The organism is Ruminococcus sp. 5_1_39BFAA (genome assembly GCF_964240875.1).
Taxonomy (GTDB): Bacteria; Bacillota; Clostridia; order Lachnospirales; family Lachnospiraceae; genus Blautia_A.
Genome location: NZ_CAXSVO010000029.1, coordinates 26,717 through 47,886, shown reverse-complemented (window position 1 = coordinate 47,886; position 21,170 = coordinate 26,717). Strand labels below are relative to the sequence as shown.

The following is a 21,170-nucleotide window of genomic DNA, read 5'->3' as shown; positions in this document are numbered from 1 at the left end:
GGATAATGACAGTATACAGAGCAACCTGACGACAGGCAACAAAATCTAAAAAATGCTATTTTAAAGGAGCATCAACATCTAATACCTTTGGAGAAGAATCAAGGACTTTATTCTCTAAAACAACAAAAAACAACTCTGATATAAACTCAATATCTTCCATTCGAACACTTTTCAATCGAGAAAGTTTATCATTCCAGAAGGCATCTTTTACTAATTTCTTGATCGTTTTCAGCAATATGCTATCATTATATTTTGCATTACGCAACAGACAAGAAAGCTCTGGACTACATCACGAATCCAGATAAAACAGATGAAAAACTTCTGGTTTCCAGTTTTGGCTGTTCTCCGGAAACTGCAGATCTTGAATTTTCTATGACAAGAGAAATGGCAAAAAAGAATGGAATGGACAAAGGTGATAACCTGGCATTTCATCTGATCCAGTCATTTAAACCTGGAGAAGTTGATGCCGAAACTGCCCATCGCTTAGGACAGCAATTTGCAGATGAAGTACTGAAAGGGAAATATGAATGCGTGATCAGTACCCATATTGACAAAAATCATATCCATAACCACATCATCTTTAATGCAGCAAGTTTTGTTGATCATCACAAATATATTTCCAATAAGCGGAGCTACCATAAAATCTGCCGGATCAGTAATCGCATTTGCTATGAAAATGGACTTGCCACCAGTATGCCAACCGGAGAAAAAGGTAAAAGCTATAAAGAGAACATGGAATATCATCGTGGCACCAGTTGGAAAGCCAAACTACGTGTTGCAGTTGATAAGGCAATCTGGACTTCCATCAACTATGAGGAATTTCTACAAAAAATGCAGTTAGCCGGATATGAAGTCCGCCAAGGAAAACACCTGTCCTTCCGTGCACCGGAGCAGAAGAATTTCCTTTTAGTTCCTGCACTTTCCGAATCCCTTTTAACAGGGAATTTCCATTTCTAACAACCCCAAGAGAATCCTGCATAGCCTGATTTATTTCCTGCATTTCTTCCTACATCTACAAGATAATCTGCTACATGAGAAATAAATTCTATATTATGTTCAATAATTAATACAGGTATATGTATTAAGTTAAAAGAATAAACCCGTAAACAGCAGATCCCCTGCAAAGCTTGAAAACTCTGCAGGGGAACACATAAATTTTATTTTCCCTATGTAATCATCTCCGGTTTCATCTTTCAAAAACAGGTATATCCGAAACATCCCGCTTTTCATTACGGATATAATCCTGATTATACGGGAATCTGGCAACCTTTGCGCGAACCTTCATCTGGCGGGTTCCCGGCGTTCCCCAGAGTATTTCAAGCTCCGTCCCTTCTTTGGCATATTCTGCGGAAATAAAGGCCAAAGAAATCATGCTGTTATAGGTATAAGAGATGATTTTTCCGCTTGTGATCCCGATCTCCTTATCTGCAGCCAGCACCTTATCCGCCCGGTACTCAAAACCAAACTCTCTGACACAGAAATAGTATTCAAGAGCGCATGGTTTGGTAATATCCTCGCAGGGTTCCTCCCCAGGGCTGAGCATGGTTGCAAAGACTTCTGCCACATCCTTGGCGTTCCATTCCAGGGTTACGCATTTTTTTTGTGGCTTTTTCGACATTTCAAGGAGGGCTTCTTTTCCAATGAAGTCATGATTATATTTAATCAGGAAATCCCATCCCACATCATAGGGAGTAACAAAGCGAGCCTGAAGATCATCCCCCACACTTCCGAGAAGCCTTCGATTGAGATTGAACATGGATAACTGAGGCACTGTGCGCATATATTCTGTCATTTTCTCGCTGGTTTCCAGCCACGGAAGCGGATAGTGAAGATTGATATTCGGGAATCCGGCCTCCGTATGGTTAAACATGTTATAAGCCTGGAGCCCAAGCTTTCTTGCTCCCAGCTTTTCACCTGCCGCCCATACCAGATTATAGATCTCCGCATAATCCGCCATATCTCCGTGAATTTCATAAGCAAGGTTGCCGGACATGCCAAGCCGGATGATGCGTACCTGTTTTCCGTTTACCTCCTGGATTCTATGTCTGCCGAATTTGATGTCGTGAAGATTGGCCTGGAATGCGTTTTCCAGAATCTCTAAGGACTTTTCACCGTCAATCTGGATAAAATATTCCTTTCCGCTCATGTTTTCGCCATGCACATCCAGATCTGATGTATTGACATAATAAGAGATCACCGGATCAAGCCAGTAGGTTCTGTAACGATCTTCTCCGATACGGATTACAACGCCGTCTGTCAGAATCTGACCTTTCTCATTGCACATTACGGCATGGCGTATGCCGTTCATTCCCAGCGTGGTAAAATCATTTGTACAGACCTGTCCCATTAATTTAACGGCATCCGGTCCGTATACATCATAAATGGGGGATGTCATAAGTGCCGTTCCAATCCATGCGCTGGTCTGATATGCCTTGATCTCATCCTCCACGCCCGTATAAGCATATGCCGTAATAAAAGATCCCTGTGGGAACAATAAGGTGGCGCCTTCCAGCGCCGGATTCATCATTTCTGCCATTTTTTCGTCCTCCTACTGTTTTTAATTATCTGTAGATGTTCTTGTTCCGATTAAATGATTTTCCATATCTTCAAACATTTCTCTTACCGTGATGGGCTTTTGCCCTGTCAGCTTTTCAAAATCATCTGTAAATGTACTCATTTGATTCAGACGGATTGCCCTGCCAAAGGACACCATTCCATCTGAGCAAAATGGAAAGTTCTTCGCCGTGTCCGCCCACATTTCCTCCGTTGTCCTTGGAACGCCGATGGAGTCAAAGAACTCATACATCTCATCATCGTTGATATATTGATATTCCGTCTTTTTACCCGTAACCTCCGAGGCGATTGCCATGTACTGTGCAATTGTCAGAAGCTCAGCTCCATTTATATCAACAATTCGATCCTCCCAATCAGACATTGCCGCACAGGCTGCCGCAAGCGCACAGTCATCCCTCGAAACAAATGCCATTTTCCCATCCCCCATGTTATTACGGATGATGCCGTTTGTATTTTCAATTGCTTCCACAAATGTGGAGACCATTGCTTCCGCATATTGGGAATCCCGAAGAATCAAATAATGGATGGGCTGTTTTTTGATATACCCTTCGGTCCATACATGATCGTTTACTTCGTAAGCATTGATATCCTCATGTCCGGCTCCTACAATCGATGTATAAACCAGTTTGTTTACACCTGCCGCCACAGCCGCATCAATTGCAATTTTATGTGCCGCTCTTCTTTTCGGTCCAACGAATGGCATGGAGATCAGAATAACTGTATCCGCATCTTTAAATGCTTCCGTCAGTTTTTCCGCATTGTTAAAATCGGCAATTCTGGTTTCAATGCCCATTGCCTGGTATTTTTCAAGACCATTTTTTGTTGGAGCCGTAAAAATCAAAGCTTCATGAGGATATTTTTCCAGCAATACACGGGCTGATCTGCTTCCAAAATTTCCGTCTACTCCATTTAACAATATCTTTTTCATAAAAAATAATCCTTTCAACTATATAGTTATAATATTAAAAAATCGATACCCCTTTATAGGATGCTCCCTCCGCTCTTTTTATTGCCTCCTTCCTTTTGTCTGAATTATATTATATCCTCTCTAACTGTCGGCGCCTGAACAGTATTTCCTATATATTTATAGTAAAGCAGTTGCCATCTCCCGTCATCAGTTATATAATTCATTTATACCGTCTTTTTTCGTCAAAAATAACCAAAGGAGTATTTTGCAATGAAATCTATGAGCATTTCTGTCATCCTTGACTGGATTCCTGATAAATACAGGATTTTTTATAAATCTACGGGCTTAGATCAATTATTCCGGCATGCCCGCATGTTTGATGATTCCATGGAAATAATCGATAATGATTTTCTGTATTTAACACAAGAGAGCTCTTTCCTTGATAGGGAATGGGATATACGTAAGCCCCGGTTCCTGATTTTCTGTACCAAAACCGGATCAAAGGAGGGACAGATAAACCCTTCCTGGATGGAGCATGCCGCCATCTTATATACGGACGAGCCTTTTCATAAGGTATTCCGTGAGTTTCTGGATATTTTTGATAAGTACTATGCCTGGTATGAGCAATGCCTAAAGATAATTATCGAAAACAAAGATGTTTCAGATCTGCTTGATTATGCGGCCACCTTTCTTTGCAACCCGATTGCCCTTTTTGATCCAACCGGAAAGCTGCTGCATTATACCGGGAAATTTCAGGAAAAAATCGAGGGAACTCTCTGGGACGAGGTTATCAATTTCGGCTTTACACCGACAGAATCCATATATCCTGACGAACATCAGAGAATTATGCAGGAAATTCACAGCGGAAACCGCTTAATCTCCAGCGTCTTTCGTCAGGATCCATCCCATCACTCTCTGACCGCTCCGCTTTATTTTGAGGGAAAAAACTTTGGAGCATTCGGTACGACAGATGTGAACGGTCCCTTTACGGAAGCACAAAAGGCTTTGTTATTAGAAGTCGTTCATTTTACAGAGCTTGCTATGAATCACCAGATTCAGCCTTTTCTTTTGCAGGATGAAGAAAACTATTATGTTATACGGCTTTTACAGGGATATCCGGCAGATGAGCTTTCTACCTCTTATTATCTCCAAGCCAGAAATTATACGAACGAGGATATTTGGTATCTTTATCAATTTTCCCTTCCGGAATCTGACGTCTCGGATACCCGTCAGTCTGCCTATATTCATCAGATAAAAAACATTCTGCCTCATGGAGTTGTCCTCTATTTTGAACATTCTATTGTTGCGGTTTGCCGCAGGCGGGATTTTGATCCTGATTATGAAAAATCATACGCCGCACTGGAGGATTTGCTAAAACGGCTTTCCCTTAAGGTCTATATAAGCACCCGTTTTTTTAGATTCACGGAGCTTTCCGTGGCATATGGACAATGCAGGCTTATGAAATCTTACCCTTTGGAGCCTCAAAAACATATTCAAAGGTTTGATGAAGCCTTTCCGCATGTTTTATATGGTGTCCTTAAGGAAAAAAACTCCTTGCCGGGCTTCTGCCACCCAGCTGTTTTATCCCTGTGGCAAAGCCATATGGAGCAGGATCTCACACTCATTCATAATTTAAAATGCTATCTTATCAACGGAAGAAATATAGCGGAGACTGCCCGGACGCTTCATCTTCATAGAAACACCTTGATCTACCGGCTACGAAAAATCGAAGACCTGCTCCATATTTCACTGGATTACCTGGATGAAAATATGCTTCTCTATTTATTAATATCCTGCTTCATCTGCGAAACACTCTAATTTGGACATCCTCCTATGCTTGAAATTTGGCTTGCGACAGCAATTTCATTGCAACATAGGAAGATTTTCATTTATTTTGTGATTCTTACTTTTGATTGTTTCCAAACTGAGGGAGTAACAGCCCACAGAGGAACATAATTACCATACATATGGATGCAAGCATAAACAACAAACTATAATTTTCTCCCGCAATCGGTGTTAAGATATAAGTTGGAATCAAAACAGCTCCAAGAAGCTGTAATGTAGAGATGACACCCGCCGCACTTCCTGCATATTTAGTTCCAAGTCCTTCTAACAAAACCGGTGCGGAAAGGAAAATAGGCATTGACGCTCCAAGCATAATTCCAGTATAAAGAACCAGTATGTGTAAAACGAATATGGACGGAAATCTCCAACACATAATAGTTCCGGCAAAACTCAACACGGCAGCTCCTGATACAAACACTTTAACATTTTTGATTTTAGAGAATACAATGGGACCTGTAATAGAACCAATACAATTTCCCAATGTCAACATAGATGCAATCGTACCACATACTTTCAAATCTATTCCATACATGGTCTGCAATGCTACCGGCATAAAAGTGGATAAAGTTACCGTACTGCCAAGAACCATCATAATGCAAATAGAAACCAGCCATATACCTTTATTAGAAAGTACTACCTTAAGAGAATCCCCAATGGAAGGTTGATTTTCCTGATCTATCTTCTCCCTTTCTTCCATTGTATCCTCTGGCCTATCTTTCACAAAAAGCAACCATAAAACAAATACACTAATACAGAATATTGCTGATACAATAAAAGCAGATGTCCTGCTATCAAACAAAACTGCCGTCGTTGCTGTCGCAAAGGCTCCCGGAAGTTGTCCGCAAAATGCAAATATGCCCATCAAAATCCCTAGCTTTTCCTGCTCAAACCAACTTGCAGTAATCTTGGATGCATTAATATTGACAAACATATTGGAGAAACCGGTTAATGCCATGCAAAGAAAAAATGGCATATAGCTATTTGCAAAAACTCTCCCAATCATTCCTATTCCAGCTATAACAAATGAAATATTAATGACTTTCTTTGAACCAACCTTGTCAGAAATCATTCCTCCTACAAAACTCAAGAAAATTGCTACAATCATAGGCGCCGTAAATAAGGATGAAAACTGCGATGTTGTAAGTCCAAAAGATTGTATTAGTTCCGGGGCAAACACGGATAACTGGTATTGTGCATAACTTCCCGGCATATATGCAAGACACATAATCGTAAATACCAGCCATTTTCTATTTTTTTTACTCATGGAAACTCCCTTCATTCTTCAAAGCCATACGGACAAGAACTAATATCATAATTTTTATTCTCAACCAGATCATTTAATGGAAATTTTGCAATTACTGCACGGATATCCTTTATACGCTTTCCATAATCGCCCCATTTTACAATCACTTCTTCGCCCTCTTTGGCATATTCCATATCTATGGTACATTCAGAAATCATTTTATGATAATGGGAACTATATACCGCACTACTGGATAAACCAATAACCTTGCCATCCCTTGTGGTAACATAGTCCTGATGTCCTCCACACATGCCCGGAACGCAACAAGGATACTCCATCTGCTTATAAGGCTCCCCCTCTCCATACAAAGATGCCTGTACATCTAAAATATCTTCCGGATTCCAAATTAAAGATACAATCATCTTTTGGGGATTTGACATTTCTTTCTCAAAAGCTTTTCTTCCAATAAAGTCATGATCCAATTTTGCCATCCATTGCCAGCCAACCTCTACCGGCGTACGGAAACGTGCACGAAGATTCTCTGGTTCAACACTTCCAGTATATGAAATATTTGCAGGTGACATTTCTACAACCTTCGGATCTTTATAGGAAGCGCTCTCAAATGATACCGTAACTTGCGGATATCCTCCAAAAGCATGATTCACCGGATAACTCCGCCATCCAAGCCTCTTTAATCCCATAGGTTTTCCGATCTCATAAGCCGCATGATATACATTGGGACCATCTTCTTTTAAACCACGAATTTCATATGCAAGTGTTCCACTCATCCCAATCCTGTTTACTTCCACTTCAATATTCAGTCCCGGAATACTTACCTTACGAAATTGCAAAAATGCTAGATCATGAAGATTCGTATTCGTAAGTTTTTCTATAATTGTTAATGACTTTGGTCCTGAAAATTGAAAGACAAAGATATCACGCATGGTCATTTTCACATCATAAGCACCAGTCTCCAACAGTTTCATTGCTGCAAATGGAAGTGCAGCCGTAATCCGATATGTATTATCGTCGTCTTTCATACTAAGACAATGAGCTGCTATCAATCCTTCTTCATCAAGCATAACCAAATGTTTATTTTTTCCGTTTTTCCATTTGCTGATGTTATTCATACAAAGTTTTGATAAAAACGCCTGTGCATCTTTTCCTTGGAATGTAATTTCAGCCCCACTAATCCCTGCATGAATATAACATGTTTCTGCCCACGATTTACAAGTTTCATACCAAGGATCAGCCTCCCAAGTATAAAGATTCCCAATATTCTGAAAATAGGTTAAAACATCTTTATACTTTGGCTCATAATCTACTCTCGCTCCAATATAATTCTCCACTACACTTTCCTCCTTATTCCGCTAATACCCCAAATCATTCCCAGCTCTGTTCCCTCTTTTGCATAGTCCGGGTTGATAAAGCCCAGTGAAATCTTGCTGTTGTAATGATAAGAAATAATCCCACTTTTTTTAATCTTGCATCACAATTATTTACTCAAATTTTCTTAACCGTCGGCGCCTGAACAGTCACATTTGATATTTATATTCTAAAACGATTGATCATCTTTGTCATTGGTTATATGATTCAACTACTAATACCTTTTTCGTTATTTTTAACCCGATTAGATAATCTTATAAAAAAATACATTCATCCATTATTCTTGATTCACTTTAAAATACTACAAAGTTTTTATGACCTCTTCATAATTGATATATCGTTTATTCAATCAAATCTCTTTGAAACCTCAACAAAAATTTTATATATTTAACCAATGGCATATCCATACTAAATCGTGATCGACGTGAATCAGCACCGCCAGATTGATGCATGTCCCATTCGGTCTGCGATTGCTAATACCGTAAATCCCATATTAATCAATAACGATACATGGGAATGCCGTTACGGTATAATAACGACAAACGGAAAAAGCCTTTATTTTCAAGGGGTTTGAGCGTTTGCCGTCATTTATTCAATTCCTTTTCCAAGTTGAAATGCGACGAGAAAATCATCGAAAAAAGGAGGTTGTTTCATTAACGACAAAATTTAATAGTGCCAGCGGTCCGGTATTGCCGGATCGCTGATTGCCGTGGGCGTTTCACTTTTACAGGTGGGCGCCCTTTTTTATACCCATTTTCAAGAGAAAGGAGATTCACATGGAATTAAACGAAATGGAAAAACGGCTGCTGTTTCAGGTTGAGGGTGACTATCAATCCAAAGTCCTGAACGAGCTTTACATGACTGCCAGATACACAAAGAATCCCGAACAGCGAAGGGCAGCGGAAAACCTGATGGCAAAGCTGCGCATCCTGACGGATGCCGAGTGCATGGACATTGTGCGGGATATTCAGAAGAATTACCGTTTGCCCTACCCACCCCGGACGATTGGGGAAAAGATTGCCGAGGCCAGGCAGCAATCCGGCGCAGAGAAATTGAAGGGGCACGACATCATGGCGCTGGAACGCTTTGACCCGGAGGTACGTCACATGATCGTCTTTGATGTGCTGTCGTATGATTCCCCTGTCGGTGACAAGGGCGATAAGATGCGCCTGTTCCTTACGGATGCCGGCTATCAGAAATTCTTAGACAGCCAGGAACGAGGTGAGGTCAAACTGAAAAACCATGCAAAGGTCTCAGGCGGGCACCTCCACTATGACCGCAGGGACCGCGCCTTGTAACGGAAATAACCGGAGAAAGGAGGCTGTGAAATGGCTGTATTCCGGGTAGAAAAAACGAAGGACTTCACGATCATGTGTAACCACCATCTGCGCAATACGGAACTGTCCTTAAAGGCAAAGGGGCTTCTCTCCCTCATGCTGTCGCTGCCGGAAGATTGGGATTATACCACAAAGGGGCTCGCCCATATCTGTAAGGACGGTGTGGATTCAATCACCACCGCCCTGAAGGAACTGGAGCGGCACGGGTATCTCACCAGGCAGCGCCTCCGCTATGAGAACGGGCAGCTCGGAGATATTGAATATACCATCCATGAAAAGCCTGTAAACGCTGAAAAACAGACGTTTCCACCTAAACGGGAAAATCCAAGACAGGTAAATCCAGGACAGGCAAAACCTGAACAGGTGGAACCTGGACAGGAAAATCCCGCACAATTAAATACTAATCCACAAAGAACTAAAAAATCAAAAACGGATATATCAAGAACCCATCAATCAATCTATCCGGCAGAGCCGGAGGCGGCAGGCCGCCCGGATGGGATGGATCGGATTGGATTGATAGACGCATACAGCAAAATCATCAAAGAAAATATTGAGTATGACTGTATGGTCTCCCGGTATGGGAAAGAACGCTTAGACGAGACCGTGGAGCTTATGCTTGAAGTGGTTTTATCCAAACGCCCCTTTATCCGTATCGCCGGGGATGATTTTCCCAGGGAGGTGGTAAAGGGCCGTTTCCTGAAGATCAATTCCGGCCACCTGGAGTATGTCTTTGACTGTATTGACAAGAACACTACAAAAGTCGGGAATATCAAGGCATACCTGCTGGCGGCGCTGTATAATGCCCCAGCAACAATGGACAGTTATTACCGTGCCGAGGTCAACCATGACCTGTACGGCTGTTAGGCGCCTCTGGGCGTCTTTTTTCATCACGGAAAGGAGGCGGGGCACGATGAAAAGAAATACTGTGCCGGCACGATGCCCGGCGTAACCAAAGAACAGATTCAGGCGGCGCGGGAGGCGGACCTGTTCGCATACCTGCAGTTCCATGAGCCTGGGGTACTGAAACGGGACGGGCCCAATTACCGGCACAAGGAACATGACAGCCTGGTCTATGTAACCGGGAAAAGGTACTGGTACTGGAACAGCCGGGGCCGGAGTATCAACGCCCTGGATTATCTGATCCAGATTCGGGGCTATGGGCTGGTGGATGCGGTCCATACGCTGGTAGGCAGAGAAATCCAGCAGGCACCGGCCTATCGGAGTGCAACAGAAAAAGCCCATGTGCAGAAAGAACCGGAGAAGAAACCTTTTTCTCTCCCCTGGGCCAGACGGTGTGCTACCTCTGCTGTTTCCTATTTACAGCGGCGCGGGATCAGCTCTGATGTGATTGGCCGGTGTTTCCGGAAAGGGCTGTTCTATGAGGCACGGTATCATGGCGAGCCGGTCTGTGTGTTTGTGGGAAAGGATGAAGCCGGCAAAGCGAAGTTTGCCTGTATGCGGAGCATTACCGGCAATCTCAGAAAAGATGTTTACGGCAGCGACAAGGAATATAGCTTCTGCTATCCACCGAGGAATCCGGGCAGCCGCCATGTGGCGGTCTTTGAGGCACCCATTGACGCCCTTTCCCATGCCACGCTGCAGGAATTGAAAGGCTGGAAATGGGACGGCTACCGGCTGTCTTTGGGCGGCACTTCCCATGTGGCGCTGACTGCATTTTTGAAACGCCACCCGGAAATCCGGCGCATCAGCCTCTACATGGACAATGACCTTGGAGGCCTTAAAAATGCCAGGAGGATCAAGGCAATGCTCCATGAAGATCAGCGGTTCAAACATATCCGGGTGGGGATCAACCCGCCCCGTATAGGAAAAGACTACAACGAAATGCTGCTCCATGTTACGAAGAAAATGAAAGACCATCAACAACAATGCCGCCAGAAACAGGCGGCTATTTCAATTTGACAGGAGGATTTTAGAAATGATGAACACAGAGAACACCGCTTTACAGATGATTGCCGAAGCTGCCCGGTGTCCGGACTATGGCCCCGACATGGTTAAGGCGCTGATGAAAAAGCTGGATATGAACGAGAAAGGCTTTGCACTTCTGATGAACGTCGCCCCTTCCACGGTCCGGCTCTGGACCAGCGGTGCAGCGCAGCCATGCGGAACAGCAAAGCGGCTCATGCAGATTTACGAGACCGGGCCGGAGATCGTCGGCAAGATTGCCGGAGGGCAGCCGCCGGCAGATGGGAGGAATCTATAAATGGCACCGGTCACTATGAAAGATGATGCGCTTCCGCAGATTCACTTAGTCCGTGATACAGATTTAGGCGTATTTGCCTATGAACTCCATATCCTGGCCGGGAATTTCCTGCGGGAAAGTGAATTCAACCTGCGCTCACTGGCAACCAACACCGGGCCGGATTCTATCGCTATCATGGGAAAAAACCACATATGGCTTGCTGATGCCCTGTCTGCCTACTATCCCACAGGAGAGCTTTACCGGATGGCCGCCATGACGGAATACCCCGGCGCCAGGGCTTTCCTGTTCCACACAGAGCGTAAGGAGGACGGACGGCTGTACGGGGATGTCCTGATGACGGACCTTGACACGCTGCGGCAGGACATAGAACGGAATACCCTCTACCCTTACGGAGTCAACATGGAATACCGGGACGGCACGAAGGCGGAGGCAGGCATTGAAAAATGGGAGGCAATGGAACTATGCGAAAAGGACGCCCTGAAAACCTGGCGCTACCTCTATGCGCCGGAGCAGGTGACGGAATGGCAGCACCACTATTCCAACCTGTTCAGCCAGTGGAAGGCACAGGCATTTTCCTATATGCCCCAGGATTTGGAGGAACGTCTGAATGTGGAGTATATGGAGGAGGCGCAGAACCCGGACACAGATATGTACCGCATACCCCTGGGAACGGCGAAGCAGTTGCTTCTTGACGGGGCTTCGGTCTACCGCCTCCTTCCCGGAGGGGCGGAAAAGATTGCGCCTATTGCGGCTGTCCGGGCGGGCCTCTGGTATGAGCATTATCGGGAGTTTGCCGTTACCCCGGAGGACCTGGGCGCGCTTGACCGGCTGGTCCGCAGGGAGACAGACCGGCTCATGAGAATACGCCCGCAGCTTGATAAATCACAGGAACGCCGCCCTTCCCCGGAGCGGTGATTTTTTATGACAGACTGGAGGTGATATTGATTGGCGGATAACATACAGCATGAAGATTTCGGGGAAAAGATCGGCGGCGCGAAAAAAGACTTATGGAAGGACCGGGGGCTCTATGTGAACGACCTGGACGCCATGAATGAGCGCGAAGCCGAGAAATTTGTAAAAAAGGATAATATCTGGAAGAAACCGGATTATCAGGCCATGCTTGATGATGGGATTCCCCTTGGCGTGGTGTATTTCATCAAAAAGGCGAGGGACGGGCTGAACGCCTCCCCGCAGTATTACCGCAGGGATGATACGCCGGAGAAACGCCTTGCAAGGCAGAAAGAATATATCCAGACGGTACGGGAGCTGCAGGGCGCGGTTTCGGAAGTCCGCACCGTGGAGGACGCCATGCAGGTCTATGACCGTTTCTTTGTGGAAAACGGGTATCTGGAACAGGTGCAGGGCTGGGGCAGCGGAATCCATTACCAGGCAACGGAAAAGGGCCGTGAGAACCCGGCCATTACAAACAAGCTGTCCAATACCCTGATGGTCCGCTCGGCAGGATATTTTGAGCGGAACTTCACACAGAAAGCACAGAAGGAACAGTTTGGCGTTTCCAAAGACCAGAAGGTGCCGAAGGGCTATGCGATCCATTTCAACGACGGGAAGAATACTTATTCCAAAAATAATGACTGGAAACCTGATACCTGGTATGTGACGAAGGGCTATTCCATCTTACAGACAAATTTTGAAACGCGGGAGGCTGCCCTGAAATGGGTGCAGGAGCTGGCAAAAGGCCGCAGCAAAAGCGGAAAGACGCGGTTTGTGCCTCCACAGCTTATCGCTGTGCGGCGAACCGGGCCGGATTACAGAAACGGCGCAGAGATTACCGGTCAGCACTACCTTGATACTTTCGGATTTCGCGGCGGTGAGTTTGGGAACTGGATGAACCAGAATGACCGGCAGGCTTCCCTCAACATGGGGTTTGAAGCGCTCAAAGATTTGGCGGCAGCCCTGCAGGTCAGCGACAAAGATATTGCCTATCAGGGGACGCTTGCTATCGCTTTCGGCGCCAGGGGCAGCGGCAATGCGGCAGCCCACTATGAACCGCTTCGCAAGGTTATCAATCTCACGAAGATGCACGGGGCCGGCTCTTTGGCACATGAATGGTGGCACGGGTTGGACGATTACCTGGGTACGAAAATGGGCGCAAAGGGGATGCTCTCAGAACAGCCCCGCCTCTATGCGCAATTTCAGAAGTTAATTGAAGCCATGAAATATAAACCGGAGACACCGGAGCAGGCGGCGAAACGCACCGAAGCACAGACGGAGCGCACCCGGAAAAATGCGGCAAGCTGGCTGGATTCTGCGGTGCTCGGTTCTCTGAAACGGCATGGCAATGAGGAACAGATGGAAACTTACGCGGTTCTCAGGGAGGCGTTTCTGTCCGGCGAGGCCGGCTCCGTGGAACAGATCAGTGCCTTTAAGAAGTCTGTCACCGGGCGGGTGATCCCGAAAAGTGAGCGGGAACGGCTGGAAATATTCGAGCACATGCTGTCCGGGATGCAGGCACAGGAGGCCCCGCAGATCGGACGTGTGGAGACCGATTTTTACCGGAATTCTGTGCGCATGGGCAAGGAATGTGAAAAAGACGGCGGCTATTGGGACAGTAACGTGGAAATGACCGCCAGGGCCTTTGCCTGTTACATCAAGGATAAGCTGCCCTATCAATCGGATTATCTGGCGGGCCATGCGGATTGTGCCGTTACCTTTGTTTCCGATAAAGACGGAAAAATGGAAGTTTTGAAAGCCTATCCTGAAGGTGAGGAACGGCGGGCTATCAATGCGGTATTTGACGAGATCGTGGCAGACCTGAAACGGGAGCAGATACTTACCCATTCGGATGTGACGCTGCCCCTTCCGGCGCAGCCATTAGCAGAGAATGAGCAGATTTCCATATTTACGGCAGAGCGGCCTTCGGTCATGGCACAGCCCGCCACGCAGATGATCAACCGGGCGCTTTCTTACCTGCGAACCCCGGAGGTGACGCATACCGCAAATGAATGGCGCAAAACCGGCAACTGGCGGAATGACGAAGAAATCAGCAACCGCGTCTACCGCATGAGTTGTGGTATTTGGGAAGATACCAAATATGACCGGGAAACCAAACAGAGCGTACCGGTTGCCTGGTATGTGACCTGGGATGTCTATGTGAACTCCCCAAAGCAGGGCTATGGCGAAAAGATTGCCGGGCAGAATCAGAAACGCTACACGGACAAGGCCGCCGCTGAAAAGTATCTGGAAGGCCGGAAAAAAGCCTACTCCCATTTATTCACGGAAATTTCCCCGCAGATACCAAAACAGTATGAGCACCATTTCACTGTATATGGAGCACTCCTGCCGGGGTACACGGTGGAGGGTCAAGAACCGGTAAAAACAGACCGTACCGCCGCCGATGTTTCGGAGGGCGGTATTTCTATGCCTGAAAAACCGGAGAAACCTTCCGTGCTGGGAAAGCTGTCTGCGGCCAAAACGCAGGAGAAAACATCTGCTGCTCCCGGTGCGGCAAATAAAAAGAAGGAGGATATGCAGCTATGAAGGTGTTAATGGTAGAGCCGGGCAAATCGCCCTATGAGACTGAAATTGAGGGCGGGCTGGAATCCTTGCAGGCAGCCGTTGGCGGAGATATTCAGGCAACTTATCCCTTTGACGATCTGGTTGGGCTGATCTGCAATGATGAAGGCAAGCTCATAGGTCTGCCCTTAAACCGGGCACTTTATGATGATGAGGGCCATTTGTACGATATTGTTCCCGGCAATTTTTTGATCGTCGGTTTGGGCGAAGAAGATTTTACAGACCTTCCCGCTGACCTGATAGAGAAATACACGGAGCGATTCAAATACCCGGAGAAGTTCTTCCGGCTGGCGGGTGAGATCGTTGCGGTGAAGCAGCCCCTCCCACCGGAAGAAAAGCAGCAGTCGGCTTCTGTCATGGAGGAACCGGGCAGGGATGACATAAGGCTTGACGATACCACGGATTTGGCCTTTGACCTGGATGAATTTTTCAGGCAGAACAGCGGGGCCTATGCAGACCTGTACCCGGATTCCCATGCAGAGAAAGAGCGCATGGCGGACGAGCTGCTTTCAGGAGATACCGGAAAAATCCGAATGAGGCTGGCGGCATTTGAGCGCGAGGAACACATGGAGGGAGAAACAGCGCCGCTTTTAGCGCGTATTTCTTCCTATGAAAAAGAGTACGGGATCAGCACTTATTCTATTTATCAGCTTGGCTTATCGGACAATACAGATAACCTCCGTTTTATGTCTCTGGACTGGCTGGAAAGCAAAGGGTTTTCCGTGGATCGGGATCATTACCAGATGGTCTATGCAAGGCAGCGGGAACCGGGCGAAACACTGGAGGATATTTACAGGCGGTTCAATATCGACCACCCGGAAGATTTCAGGGGCCACTCCCTTTCCGTTTCCGATGTGGTGGTCCTGCATGAGAATGGCGCGGACGCCGCATATTACGTGGACAGTATCGGCTTCAAGGAGCTGCCGGGCTTCTTTGACGCAGGGGCACCGGAGGCCAGGCGGGATGTTTCGGTGCGGGAACAGCTTGACAATGCAAGGAAACAGGCAGCGCAGACAGAGCCGAAAGCGCCGGATAAAAGGCCCAGAGAGCCGGAAAGGAGCTGATAGCTTATGCTGATGGCAGTAGAAGGTCCCTATGCCCTGATGGTGCAGCCGGACGATATTTTAATCTCTCCCCGTGAGGTAGACGAGCATTTTGGAACGATGGTCTGCTTCCACTCCCGCTACGCACTGGGTGACAGCCACAATTACATGGATAAAGACGATTTCCTGCGGGAGATGTATTTAGATACCGTGGGACATGATGAAGCGGGCCTGAAACGCTATGAACACATGGTGAACATTGTGAGCAGCCGGTTCCGGCACGGGCCCAAGACGGAGGAACAGGCGGTTGATGACGCCATGCTGAAGGTGATCTCCGAAAAATACATTACGCTGCCCCTTTATCTGATGGATCACAGCGGCCTTGCCATGCAGACCACAAGTTTCAATGATCCCTGGGACAGCGGGCAGGTGGGATGGATTTATGTTTCCAAAGAGGATGCCCTAAAAGAGTTCGGCGGCGAAAAAATGACCGGCGCCCTTCGGAAAAAGGCGGAGGATCTGATGCGCAGCGAAGTGGCCGCTTATGATTCCTACCTGCGGGGCGAGTGCTACGGATTTGAGCTTTACAAAAACGGCGAACTCACGGATAGCTGCTGGGGCTTTATGGGCGACCTGGCCGATGTCTGTAAAGATATGGCTGAATATCTCCCGGAGGGCTGTAAGAATATGGTGGACCACCTGGAGGAACAGGATCACCCGGCGACCATCATCAAGACGCTTTTGAAACATGCGAAAATCCAGGTGAACCAGGCGGCAAAAGCCTTTGAACATACCCCGCGCCAGCAGGTGATCGGGGACGCTCGTTAAACAGTTATTTCCTATTTATTATTACAGATTCTATCAGGAAGGAGGATGCACATGCAGGAAGAATTGGAACAGCGGACCGTTTCGGTCTCCATCCAGGCGGCAAAGCTGTCCGGGCGGGTGCTGCGTTCTGCGATTGCCGCTGTGCTCAGGAAAATGGAGCAGGAACGCACTACCCCGAAAGTCGGCAGGAACAGCATGAAACGGCTGACCTATAAAGACCCTGGAGCCAATACCATTGAAGTGTCCGGCAGAATCCGCTCTTTTGAGCGGTACGCCAGGAAACACCAGGTCCGCTACCATATTGAAAAAGAGCTGGGGACCGATCCCCCGAAATGGACGGTCTATTTCAAAGCAAACCAGGCGGACGCACTGACAGCGGCTTTTAAGGAATTTACGAGGAAGGATCTTACCCGCAGCACCAGGCCGTCGCTTCTTTCCCAGCTTCATAAATTTAAGGAGCTGGCGCAGGCGCTTGGCCGTGACCGGGTAAAGAACAAGGAACACGGAGGGCCGGAACGATGAAGATAGATACCGATGCCCTGAAAAAGCAGGTGATCCTCCATCTGCCCTATCTTCTGTTCCTTCTGGTCTTTGCGAAGCTGGGCGAGGCGGTTCGCCTTGCCCCCGGAGCGGATGCCTCACAGAAATTATTAGGGCTTTCCGAAGGTTTCTCACTGGCTTTTCAGAGTATGTGGCCCGGTGCGGCGCTGGACTGGCTGGTGGGATTATGCGGTGCGGTGATTGTGCGGCTGGCAGTCTATCTTAAAGGAAAGGATGCCAAAAAGTACCGCAAAAATGTGGAATACGGGAGCGCCCGCTGGGGCAACAAAACAGATATTGCCCCTTTTATGGACCCGAAACCGGAAAACAACATTATCCTGACGCAGACCGAGGGGCTTATGATGTCCGGCAGGCCGAAGAATCCGGCCCATGCCCGCAATAAAAATGTGCTGGTAGTCGGTGGTTCCGGCTCTGGCAAGACGAGATTTTTTATCAAGCCCAATCTTATGCAGATGCACAGCTCCTATGTCGTCACCGATCCGAAAGGTACGGTCTTGATTGAGGTGGGAAAGCTGTTAAGCCGCGGCACACCGAAACTGGATAAGGACGGCAACCCGGTCCGGGGAAAGAATGGAAAAATCGTGTATGAGCCTTATAAGATCAAGGTATTCAATACGATCAACTTTTCAAAAAGTATGCACTATAACCCTTTTGCTTACATTCACAATGAGAAGGATATTCTGAAACTGGTAACGGTGCTGATCGCAAATACCAAAGGAGAAGGAAAATCCGGCGACGATTTCTGGGTCAAGGCCGAAACTTTGCTTTACACAGCATTGATCGGCTATATCTATTATGAGGCCCCCACAAACGAGCAGAATTTTTCCACTCTGGTAGAAATGATAAACGCTATGGAGGTCCGGGAGGATGACGAAAGTTTCAAAAATGCCGTTGACCTTCTCTTTGACGCACTGGAACAGAAAGACCCGGACCACTTCGCCTTACGCCAGTATAAAAAATACAAACTTGCGGCGGGTGTTATAAGCTTGAAGAGACTTCTTAATCATCATTTTTTAAGAAATTGGAGCTCCAAAATGATTAAAAAGTCTCTTGAGGCTTATTTTTTGCCAAAAAACAAAATTGTTCTTTTTTAAAAACATTCTGTGAGATAGCAACAATTATGCCTCTCCGGGCTGGATAAGTGTAAGGAATTTTTCAAACCGACACGAAAATCCAGAGAAATTTAAAAAAGTTACGATACTACCTTGTAAAACAGCGTCCGAAAGATGGGTTAAGTGAGAGGAACTTTTTTGAAGATCCTTACACGAACCTTGACAACGGGGCAGCCTGTCCATAGTGATACCAGATTTGAATATGCATTCAGCGTGTCTTTTCTGGCAAATACGTCCCGGAAACATCGGAACCCGGTACAGGAACAGATATGGAATGAAAACAGGCGATAAAAAATGAAGGAAGGAGGAAAACGGATGCAGGAGAAACTTACCGCATTGTATGAACGTCTCAGCCATGATGATGACCTTATGGGCGAGAGCAACAGTATATCGAACCAGAAGCAGATGCTTTCAGAATATGCAGAATCCCATGGACTTACCCCATATATCCATTTTACGGATGATGGCATATCCGGTACAAGATTTGACCGTCCGGGATTTGTCAGCATGATGGATGCCATCAAAGCCGGGCAGATCGGGACGGTGATTATAAAAGATATGAGCCGGTTGGGACGTGATTACCTGATGGTCGGTCAGATTCAGGAAATGCTGCGCCAGAAGCAGGTCAGACTGATTGCTATCAATGATGGTCATGACAGCCTGAATGGGGATGATGATTTTCTTCCTTTCCGAAACATTATGAATGAGTGGTATGCGAAAGACACGAGCAAAAAGATCCGGTCTACCTTTAAGGCAAAAGGCAATTCCGGGAAGCACGTTGCAAGCACCACACCATACGGATATCTGAAAGACCCGGAAAATAAGGAACACTGGATCGTGGATGAAGAGGCCGCACAGGTCGTCCGCAGGATCTTTCAGATGACGATGGATGGATATGGTCCTTACCAGATCGCAAAGAAGCTGAAGGAAGATCAGGTGGAAATCCCGGCAGTACACATGGCAAGACATGGGGCAGGATTATGGCAGGGAAGAGTGGACGAGATCAAAGATCCCTATGCGTGGGGTTCGTCAACGGTGGCAGGGATCCTGAAAAAGCGGGAATATCTTGGTCACACTGTTAATTTCAAGACCAGAAAGCATTTTAAGGACAAAAAGAGCCATTATGTGTCCGAAGATAACTGGACAGTATTTGAGGACACACAGGAAGCGATCATTGATCAGGAAACCTTTGATAATGTCCAGAGGATCCGGAAGAATGTCCGCAGATACCCGGACGGATGGGGAGAAGCACATCCACTGACAGGGCTGATGTATTGTGCGGATTGCGGGGCAAAAATGTATGTGCACCGGGTAAATAATGGGAAAAGAATCCCTCAATATACCTGTTCTGCATATAGCAAAGTTCCGGTTGGAACACTCTGCCCGACACAGCACAGGATCAATGCGGATATTGTGATGGAGCTGATAAAAGACCTGCTGAAAGCTATCGCAGAATATTCCCATTTGAACCGGGAAGAGTTCATTGAGACAGTGAAGACAACACAGAGTTCCCAGCAGTCCAGTGATATCGTGAGGCTGAAAAACAGGCTGGCAGAAGCGAAAAAGCGTCTGCAGGAACTGGAAAAACTGATCTGCCGGATATATGAAGATAATATCCTCGGTAAGCTACCGGATGAACGTTATGCAGTCCTTGATGGGCAGTATTCCAAAGAACAGAAAGAACTGACAGCGGAAATCACAGGACTGGAAGCAGAGGTAGCCGGATATGAAAATGGCAGACGGTCTGCGGAAAGATTTATTGCACTGGTGGACAAATACCAGAATTTTGATGAACTGACCACTTATATGCTAAATGAGTTCGTGGAAAAGATTCTGGTGCATGAGAGGGACAGGAAAGGAAGCCAGGAGACCACACAGGAGATTGAGATTTATTTTAACTTTGTGGGAAGGTATCTTCCACCGCATTTTGGGGAAGTCCAGCTGACACCGGAAGAGGAAGAAGAATTACGGAAGCGGGAAGCCAGAAAGGACAGGCTTCACCAGAATTATCTGAGGCGGAAGGCAAATGGCAAGCAAAAAGAATACGAAGACAAAGTAAAAGAAAAAAGGAAAGCCGAGATCGAGGCAAAGAAGGAAACAATCCGGCAGGAAGATATAGCGAAAGGCGTGTTTGTGCCAGTGTCGATGCTTCCGGCTGCAGAACCAAAGAAAGGGGTGGCAAATGCATGAAAGAATTAAAACCGATGATACATGATGAAAAGAACGGACTGGATTATATCCTTGTGGGAGATTATTATATCCCGCTAATCTGTGTGGCGGAAGAAACCAGAGATATTGGTTTCTATGGAAGCCTCCGCAGGAATTATCTGAAAGACTACAAGCAGGCTTTGTATTCCCAGCTTATGCTGACCGGGAAGCTCTGGACGTATCTTGCTGATTTTAATGAGATCTGTGCAGAACGCAGGGACAGCATGATGGATCAGATCATGGAAGCAGAGGGTGTTACAGAAGAATTAAAGGGAAAAGATCAGATGGAATGGCTCCGCAGGGTAAATAACATCCGCAACAGAGTGGATGAAGTAATCCTGACAGAACTCGTCTATGTATAGGGGGGATGC

General features: G+C 46.6%; 17 protein-coding genes and 2 pseudogenes. 14 read left to right on the top strand and 5 right to left on the bottom strand.

The genetic code is table 11. The features are described from left to right. Positions 1-252: 252 nt before the first annotated feature. A pseudogene (locus tag ACESZH_RS19960) lies at positions 253-672 on the top strand (relaxase/mobilization nuclease domain-containing protein); the annotation flags it as partial. Positions 673-805: 133 nt separating this feature from the next. On the opposite strand, the gene ACESZH_RS19955 reads toward ACESZH_RS19960, so the two are convergent. From ACESZH_RS19955 to ACESZH_RS19945, 3 genes are all read right to left on the bottom strand, one after another. Further along, on the bottom strand, positions 806-979 hold the full coding sequence (locus ACESZH_RS19955; RefSeq protein WP_373219960.1) for a hypothetical protein: 174 nt from the start codon (positions 977-979) through the stop codon (positions 806-808). Between the two features lie 207 nt (positions 980-1,186). Beyond that, positions 1,187-2,536 (bottom strand): aminomethyltransferase family protein, encoded by a 1,350-nt coding sequence (locus tag ACESZH_RS19950; RefSeq protein WP_117449530.1) that lies wholly within the window; start codon positions 2,534-2,536, stop codon positions 1,187-1,189. Between the two features lie 21 nt (positions 2,537-2,557). Then, positions 2,558-3,502, bottom strand: coding sequence for an NmrA family NAD(P)-binding protein (locus tag ACESZH_RS19945; protein ID WP_373218594.1), 945 nt, complete (start codon positions 3,500-3,502; stop codon positions 2,558-2,560). 249 nt (positions 3,503-3,751) lie between these two features. Here ACESZH_RS19945 and ACESZH_RS19940 point away from each other — a divergent pair, with 249 nt between their 5' ends. Further along, positions 3,752-5,299, top strand: a complete 1,548-nt coding sequence (locus ACESZH_RS19940; RefSeq protein ID WP_373218595.1) for a PucR family transcriptional regulator — start codon at positions 3,752-3,754, stop codon at positions 5,297-5,299. A gap of 85 nt (positions 5,300-5,384) precedes the next feature. Here the strand turns inward: ACESZH_RS19940 and ACESZH_RS19935 are convergent, their stop codons facing one another. Further along, complete coding sequence (locus ACESZH_RS19935; RefSeq protein WP_373218596.1) at positions 5,385-6,590, bottom strand: nitrate/nitrite transporter; 1,206 nt, start codon at positions 6,588-6,590, stop codon at positions 5,385-5,387. An 11-nt stretch (positions 6,591-6,601) separates the two neighbouring features. Then, on the bottom strand, positions 6,602-7,918 hold the full coding sequence (locus ACESZH_RS19930; RefSeq protein WP_373218598.1) for a hypothetical protein: 1,317 nt from the start codon (positions 7,916-7,918) through the stop codon (positions 6,602-6,604). 813 nt (positions 7,919-8,731) lie between these two features. Here ACESZH_RS19930 and ACESZH_RS19925 point away from each other — a divergent pair. From ACESZH_RS19925 to ACESZH_RS19870, 12 genes and pseudogenes are all read left to right on the top strand, one after another. Then, positions 8,732-9,253: a DUF5720 family protein gene (locus tag ACESZH_RS19925; RefSeq protein WP_270270471.1), complete on the top strand. Its 522-nt coding sequence runs from the start codon at positions 8,732-8,734 to the stop codon at positions 9,251-9,253. Positions 9,254-9,283: 30 nt separating this feature from the next. Beyond that, positions 9,284-10,156, top strand: coding sequence for a DUF6017 domain-containing protein (locus tag ACESZH_RS19920; protein ID WP_074679971.1), 873 nt, complete (start codon positions 9,284-9,286; stop codon positions 10,154-10,156). A 72-nt stretch (positions 10,157-10,228) separates the two neighbouring features. Continuing rightward, the gene (locus ACESZH_RS19915; RefSeq protein ID WP_373218600.1) at positions 10,229-11,212 is read left to right on the top strand and encodes a DUF3991 domain-containing protein; all 984 of its coding nucleotides are present in this window, start codon (positions 10,229-10,231) and stop codon (positions 11,210-11,212) included. 16 nt (positions 11,213-11,228) lie between these two features. Next, a complete protein-coding gene (locus tag ACESZH_RS19910) occupies positions 11,229-11,513 on the top strand; it encodes a DNA-binding transcriptional regulator (protein ID WP_033141604.1) in 285 nt (94 codons plus the stop codon). Beyond that, complete coding sequence (locus ACESZH_RS19905) at positions 11,514-12,428, top strand: hypothetical protein (RefSeq protein ID WP_373218602.1); 915 nt, start codon at positions 11,514-11,516, stop codon at positions 12,426-12,428. A gap of 30 nt (positions 12,429-12,458) precedes the next feature. Beyond that, positions 12,459-15,011, top strand: a complete 2,553-nt coding sequence (locus ACESZH_RS19900; protein ID WP_373218604.1) for an LPD1 domain-containing protein — start codon at positions 12,459-12,461, stop codon at positions 15,009-15,011. Continuing rightward, positions 15,008-16,111 (top strand): YodL domain-containing protein, encoded by a 1,104-nt coding sequence (locus ACESZH_RS19895; RefSeq protein ID WP_373218605.1) that lies wholly within the window; start codon positions 15,008-15,010, stop codon positions 16,109-16,111. The genes ACESZH_RS19900 and ACESZH_RS19895 overlap by 4 nt, the downstream gene beginning before the upstream one ends. A 6-nt stretch (positions 16,112-16,117) precedes the next feature. After that, the gene (locus ACESZH_RS19890) at positions 16,118-16,918 is read left to right on the top strand and encodes a hypothetical protein (RefSeq protein ID WP_006861277.1); all 801 of its coding nucleotides are present in this window, start codon (positions 16,118-16,120) and stop codon (positions 16,916-16,918) included. 51 nt (positions 16,919-16,969) lie between these two features. Further along, positions 16,970-17,440, top strand: a complete 471-nt coding sequence (locus ACESZH_RS19885; RefSeq protein WP_040782631.1) for a PcfB family protein — start codon at positions 16,970-16,972, stop codon at positions 17,438-17,440. After that, positions 17,437-18,456 (top strand): annotated as a pseudogene (locus ACESZH_RS19880) (type IV secretory system conjugative DNA transfer family protein); the annotation flags it as partial. The gene ACESZH_RS19885 and the pseudogene ACESZH_RS19880, both read left to right, overlap by 4 nt. Before the next feature lie 450 nt (positions 18,457-18,906). Next, positions 18,907-20,781, top strand: coding sequence for a recombinase family protein (locus tag ACESZH_RS19875; protein WP_373218606.1), 1,875 nt, complete (start codon positions 18,907-18,909; stop codon positions 20,779-20,781). Next, complete coding sequence (locus ACESZH_RS19870) at positions 20,778-21,161, top strand: TnpV protein (RefSeq protein ID WP_373218607.1); 384 nt, start codon at positions 20,778-20,780, stop codon at positions 21,159-21,161. Before ACESZH_RS19875 ends, ACESZH_RS19870 begins: the two co-directional genes overlap by 4 nt. The last annotated feature ends 9 nt before the right edge of the window (positions 21,162-21,170 follow it).

Excerpts from the sequence above, each read along its gene's own strand:
- ACESZH_RS19955 (WP_373219960.1), bottom strand. The coding sequence starts at position 979 with ATGCAGGATTCTCTTGGGGTTGTTAGAAATGGAAATTCCCTGTTAAAA.
- ACESZH_RS19950 (WP_117449530.1), bottom strand. The coding sequence starts at position 2,536 with ATGGCAGAAATGATGAATCCGGCGCTGGAAGGCGCCACCTTATTGTTC.
- ACESZH_RS19945 (WP_373218594.1), bottom strand. The coding sequence starts at position 3,502 with ATGAAAAAGATATTGTTAAATGGAGTAGACGGAAATTTTGGAAGCAGA.
- ACESZH_RS19940 (WP_373218595.1), top strand. The coding sequence starts at position 3,752 with ATGAAATCTATGAGCATTTCTGTCATCCTTGACTGGATTCCTGATAAA.
- ACESZH_RS19935 (WP_373218596.1), bottom strand. The coding sequence starts at position 6,590 with ATGAGTAAAAAAAATAGAAAATGGCTGGTATTTACGATTATGTGTCTT.
- ACESZH_RS19925 (WP_270270471.1), top strand. The coding sequence starts at position 8,732 with ATGGAATTAAACGAAATGGAAAAACGGCTGCTGTTTCAGGTTGAGGGT.
- ACESZH_RS19920 (WP_074679971.1), top strand. The coding sequence starts at position 9,284 with ATGGCTGTATTCCGGGTAGAAAAAACGAAGGACTTCACGATCATGTGT.
- ACESZH_RS19915 (WP_373218600.1), top strand. The coding sequence starts at position 10,229 with ATGCCCGGCGTAACCAAAGAACAGATTCAGGCGGCGCGGGAGGCGGAC.
- ACESZH_RS19910 (WP_033141604.1), top strand. The coding sequence starts at position 11,229 with ATGATGAACACAGAGAACACCGCTTTACAGATGATTGCCGAAGCTGCC.
- ACESZH_RS19905 (WP_373218602.1), top strand. The coding sequence starts at position 11,514 with ATGGCACCGGTCACTATGAAAGATGATGCGCTTCCGCAGATTCACTTA.
- ACESZH_RS19895 (WP_373218605.1), top strand. The coding sequence starts at position 15,008 with ATGAAGGTGTTAATGGTAGAGCCGGGCAAATCGCCCTATGAGACTGAA.
- ACESZH_RS19890 (WP_006861277.1), top strand. The coding sequence starts at position 16,118 with ATGCTGATGGCAGTAGAAGGTCCCTATGCCCTGATGGTGCAGCCGGAC.
- ACESZH_RS19885 (WP_040782631.1), top strand. The coding sequence starts at position 16,970 with ATGCAGGAAGAATTGGAACAGCGGACCGTTTCGGTCTCCATCCAGGCG.
- ACESZH_RS19875 (WP_373218606.1), top strand. The coding sequence starts at position 18,907 with ATGCAGGAGAAACTTACCGCATTGTATGAACGTCTCAGCCATGATGAT.
- ACESZH_RS19870 (WP_373218607.1), top strand. The coding sequence starts at position 20,778 with ATGAAAGAATTAAAACCGATGATACATGATGAAAAGAACGGACTGGAT.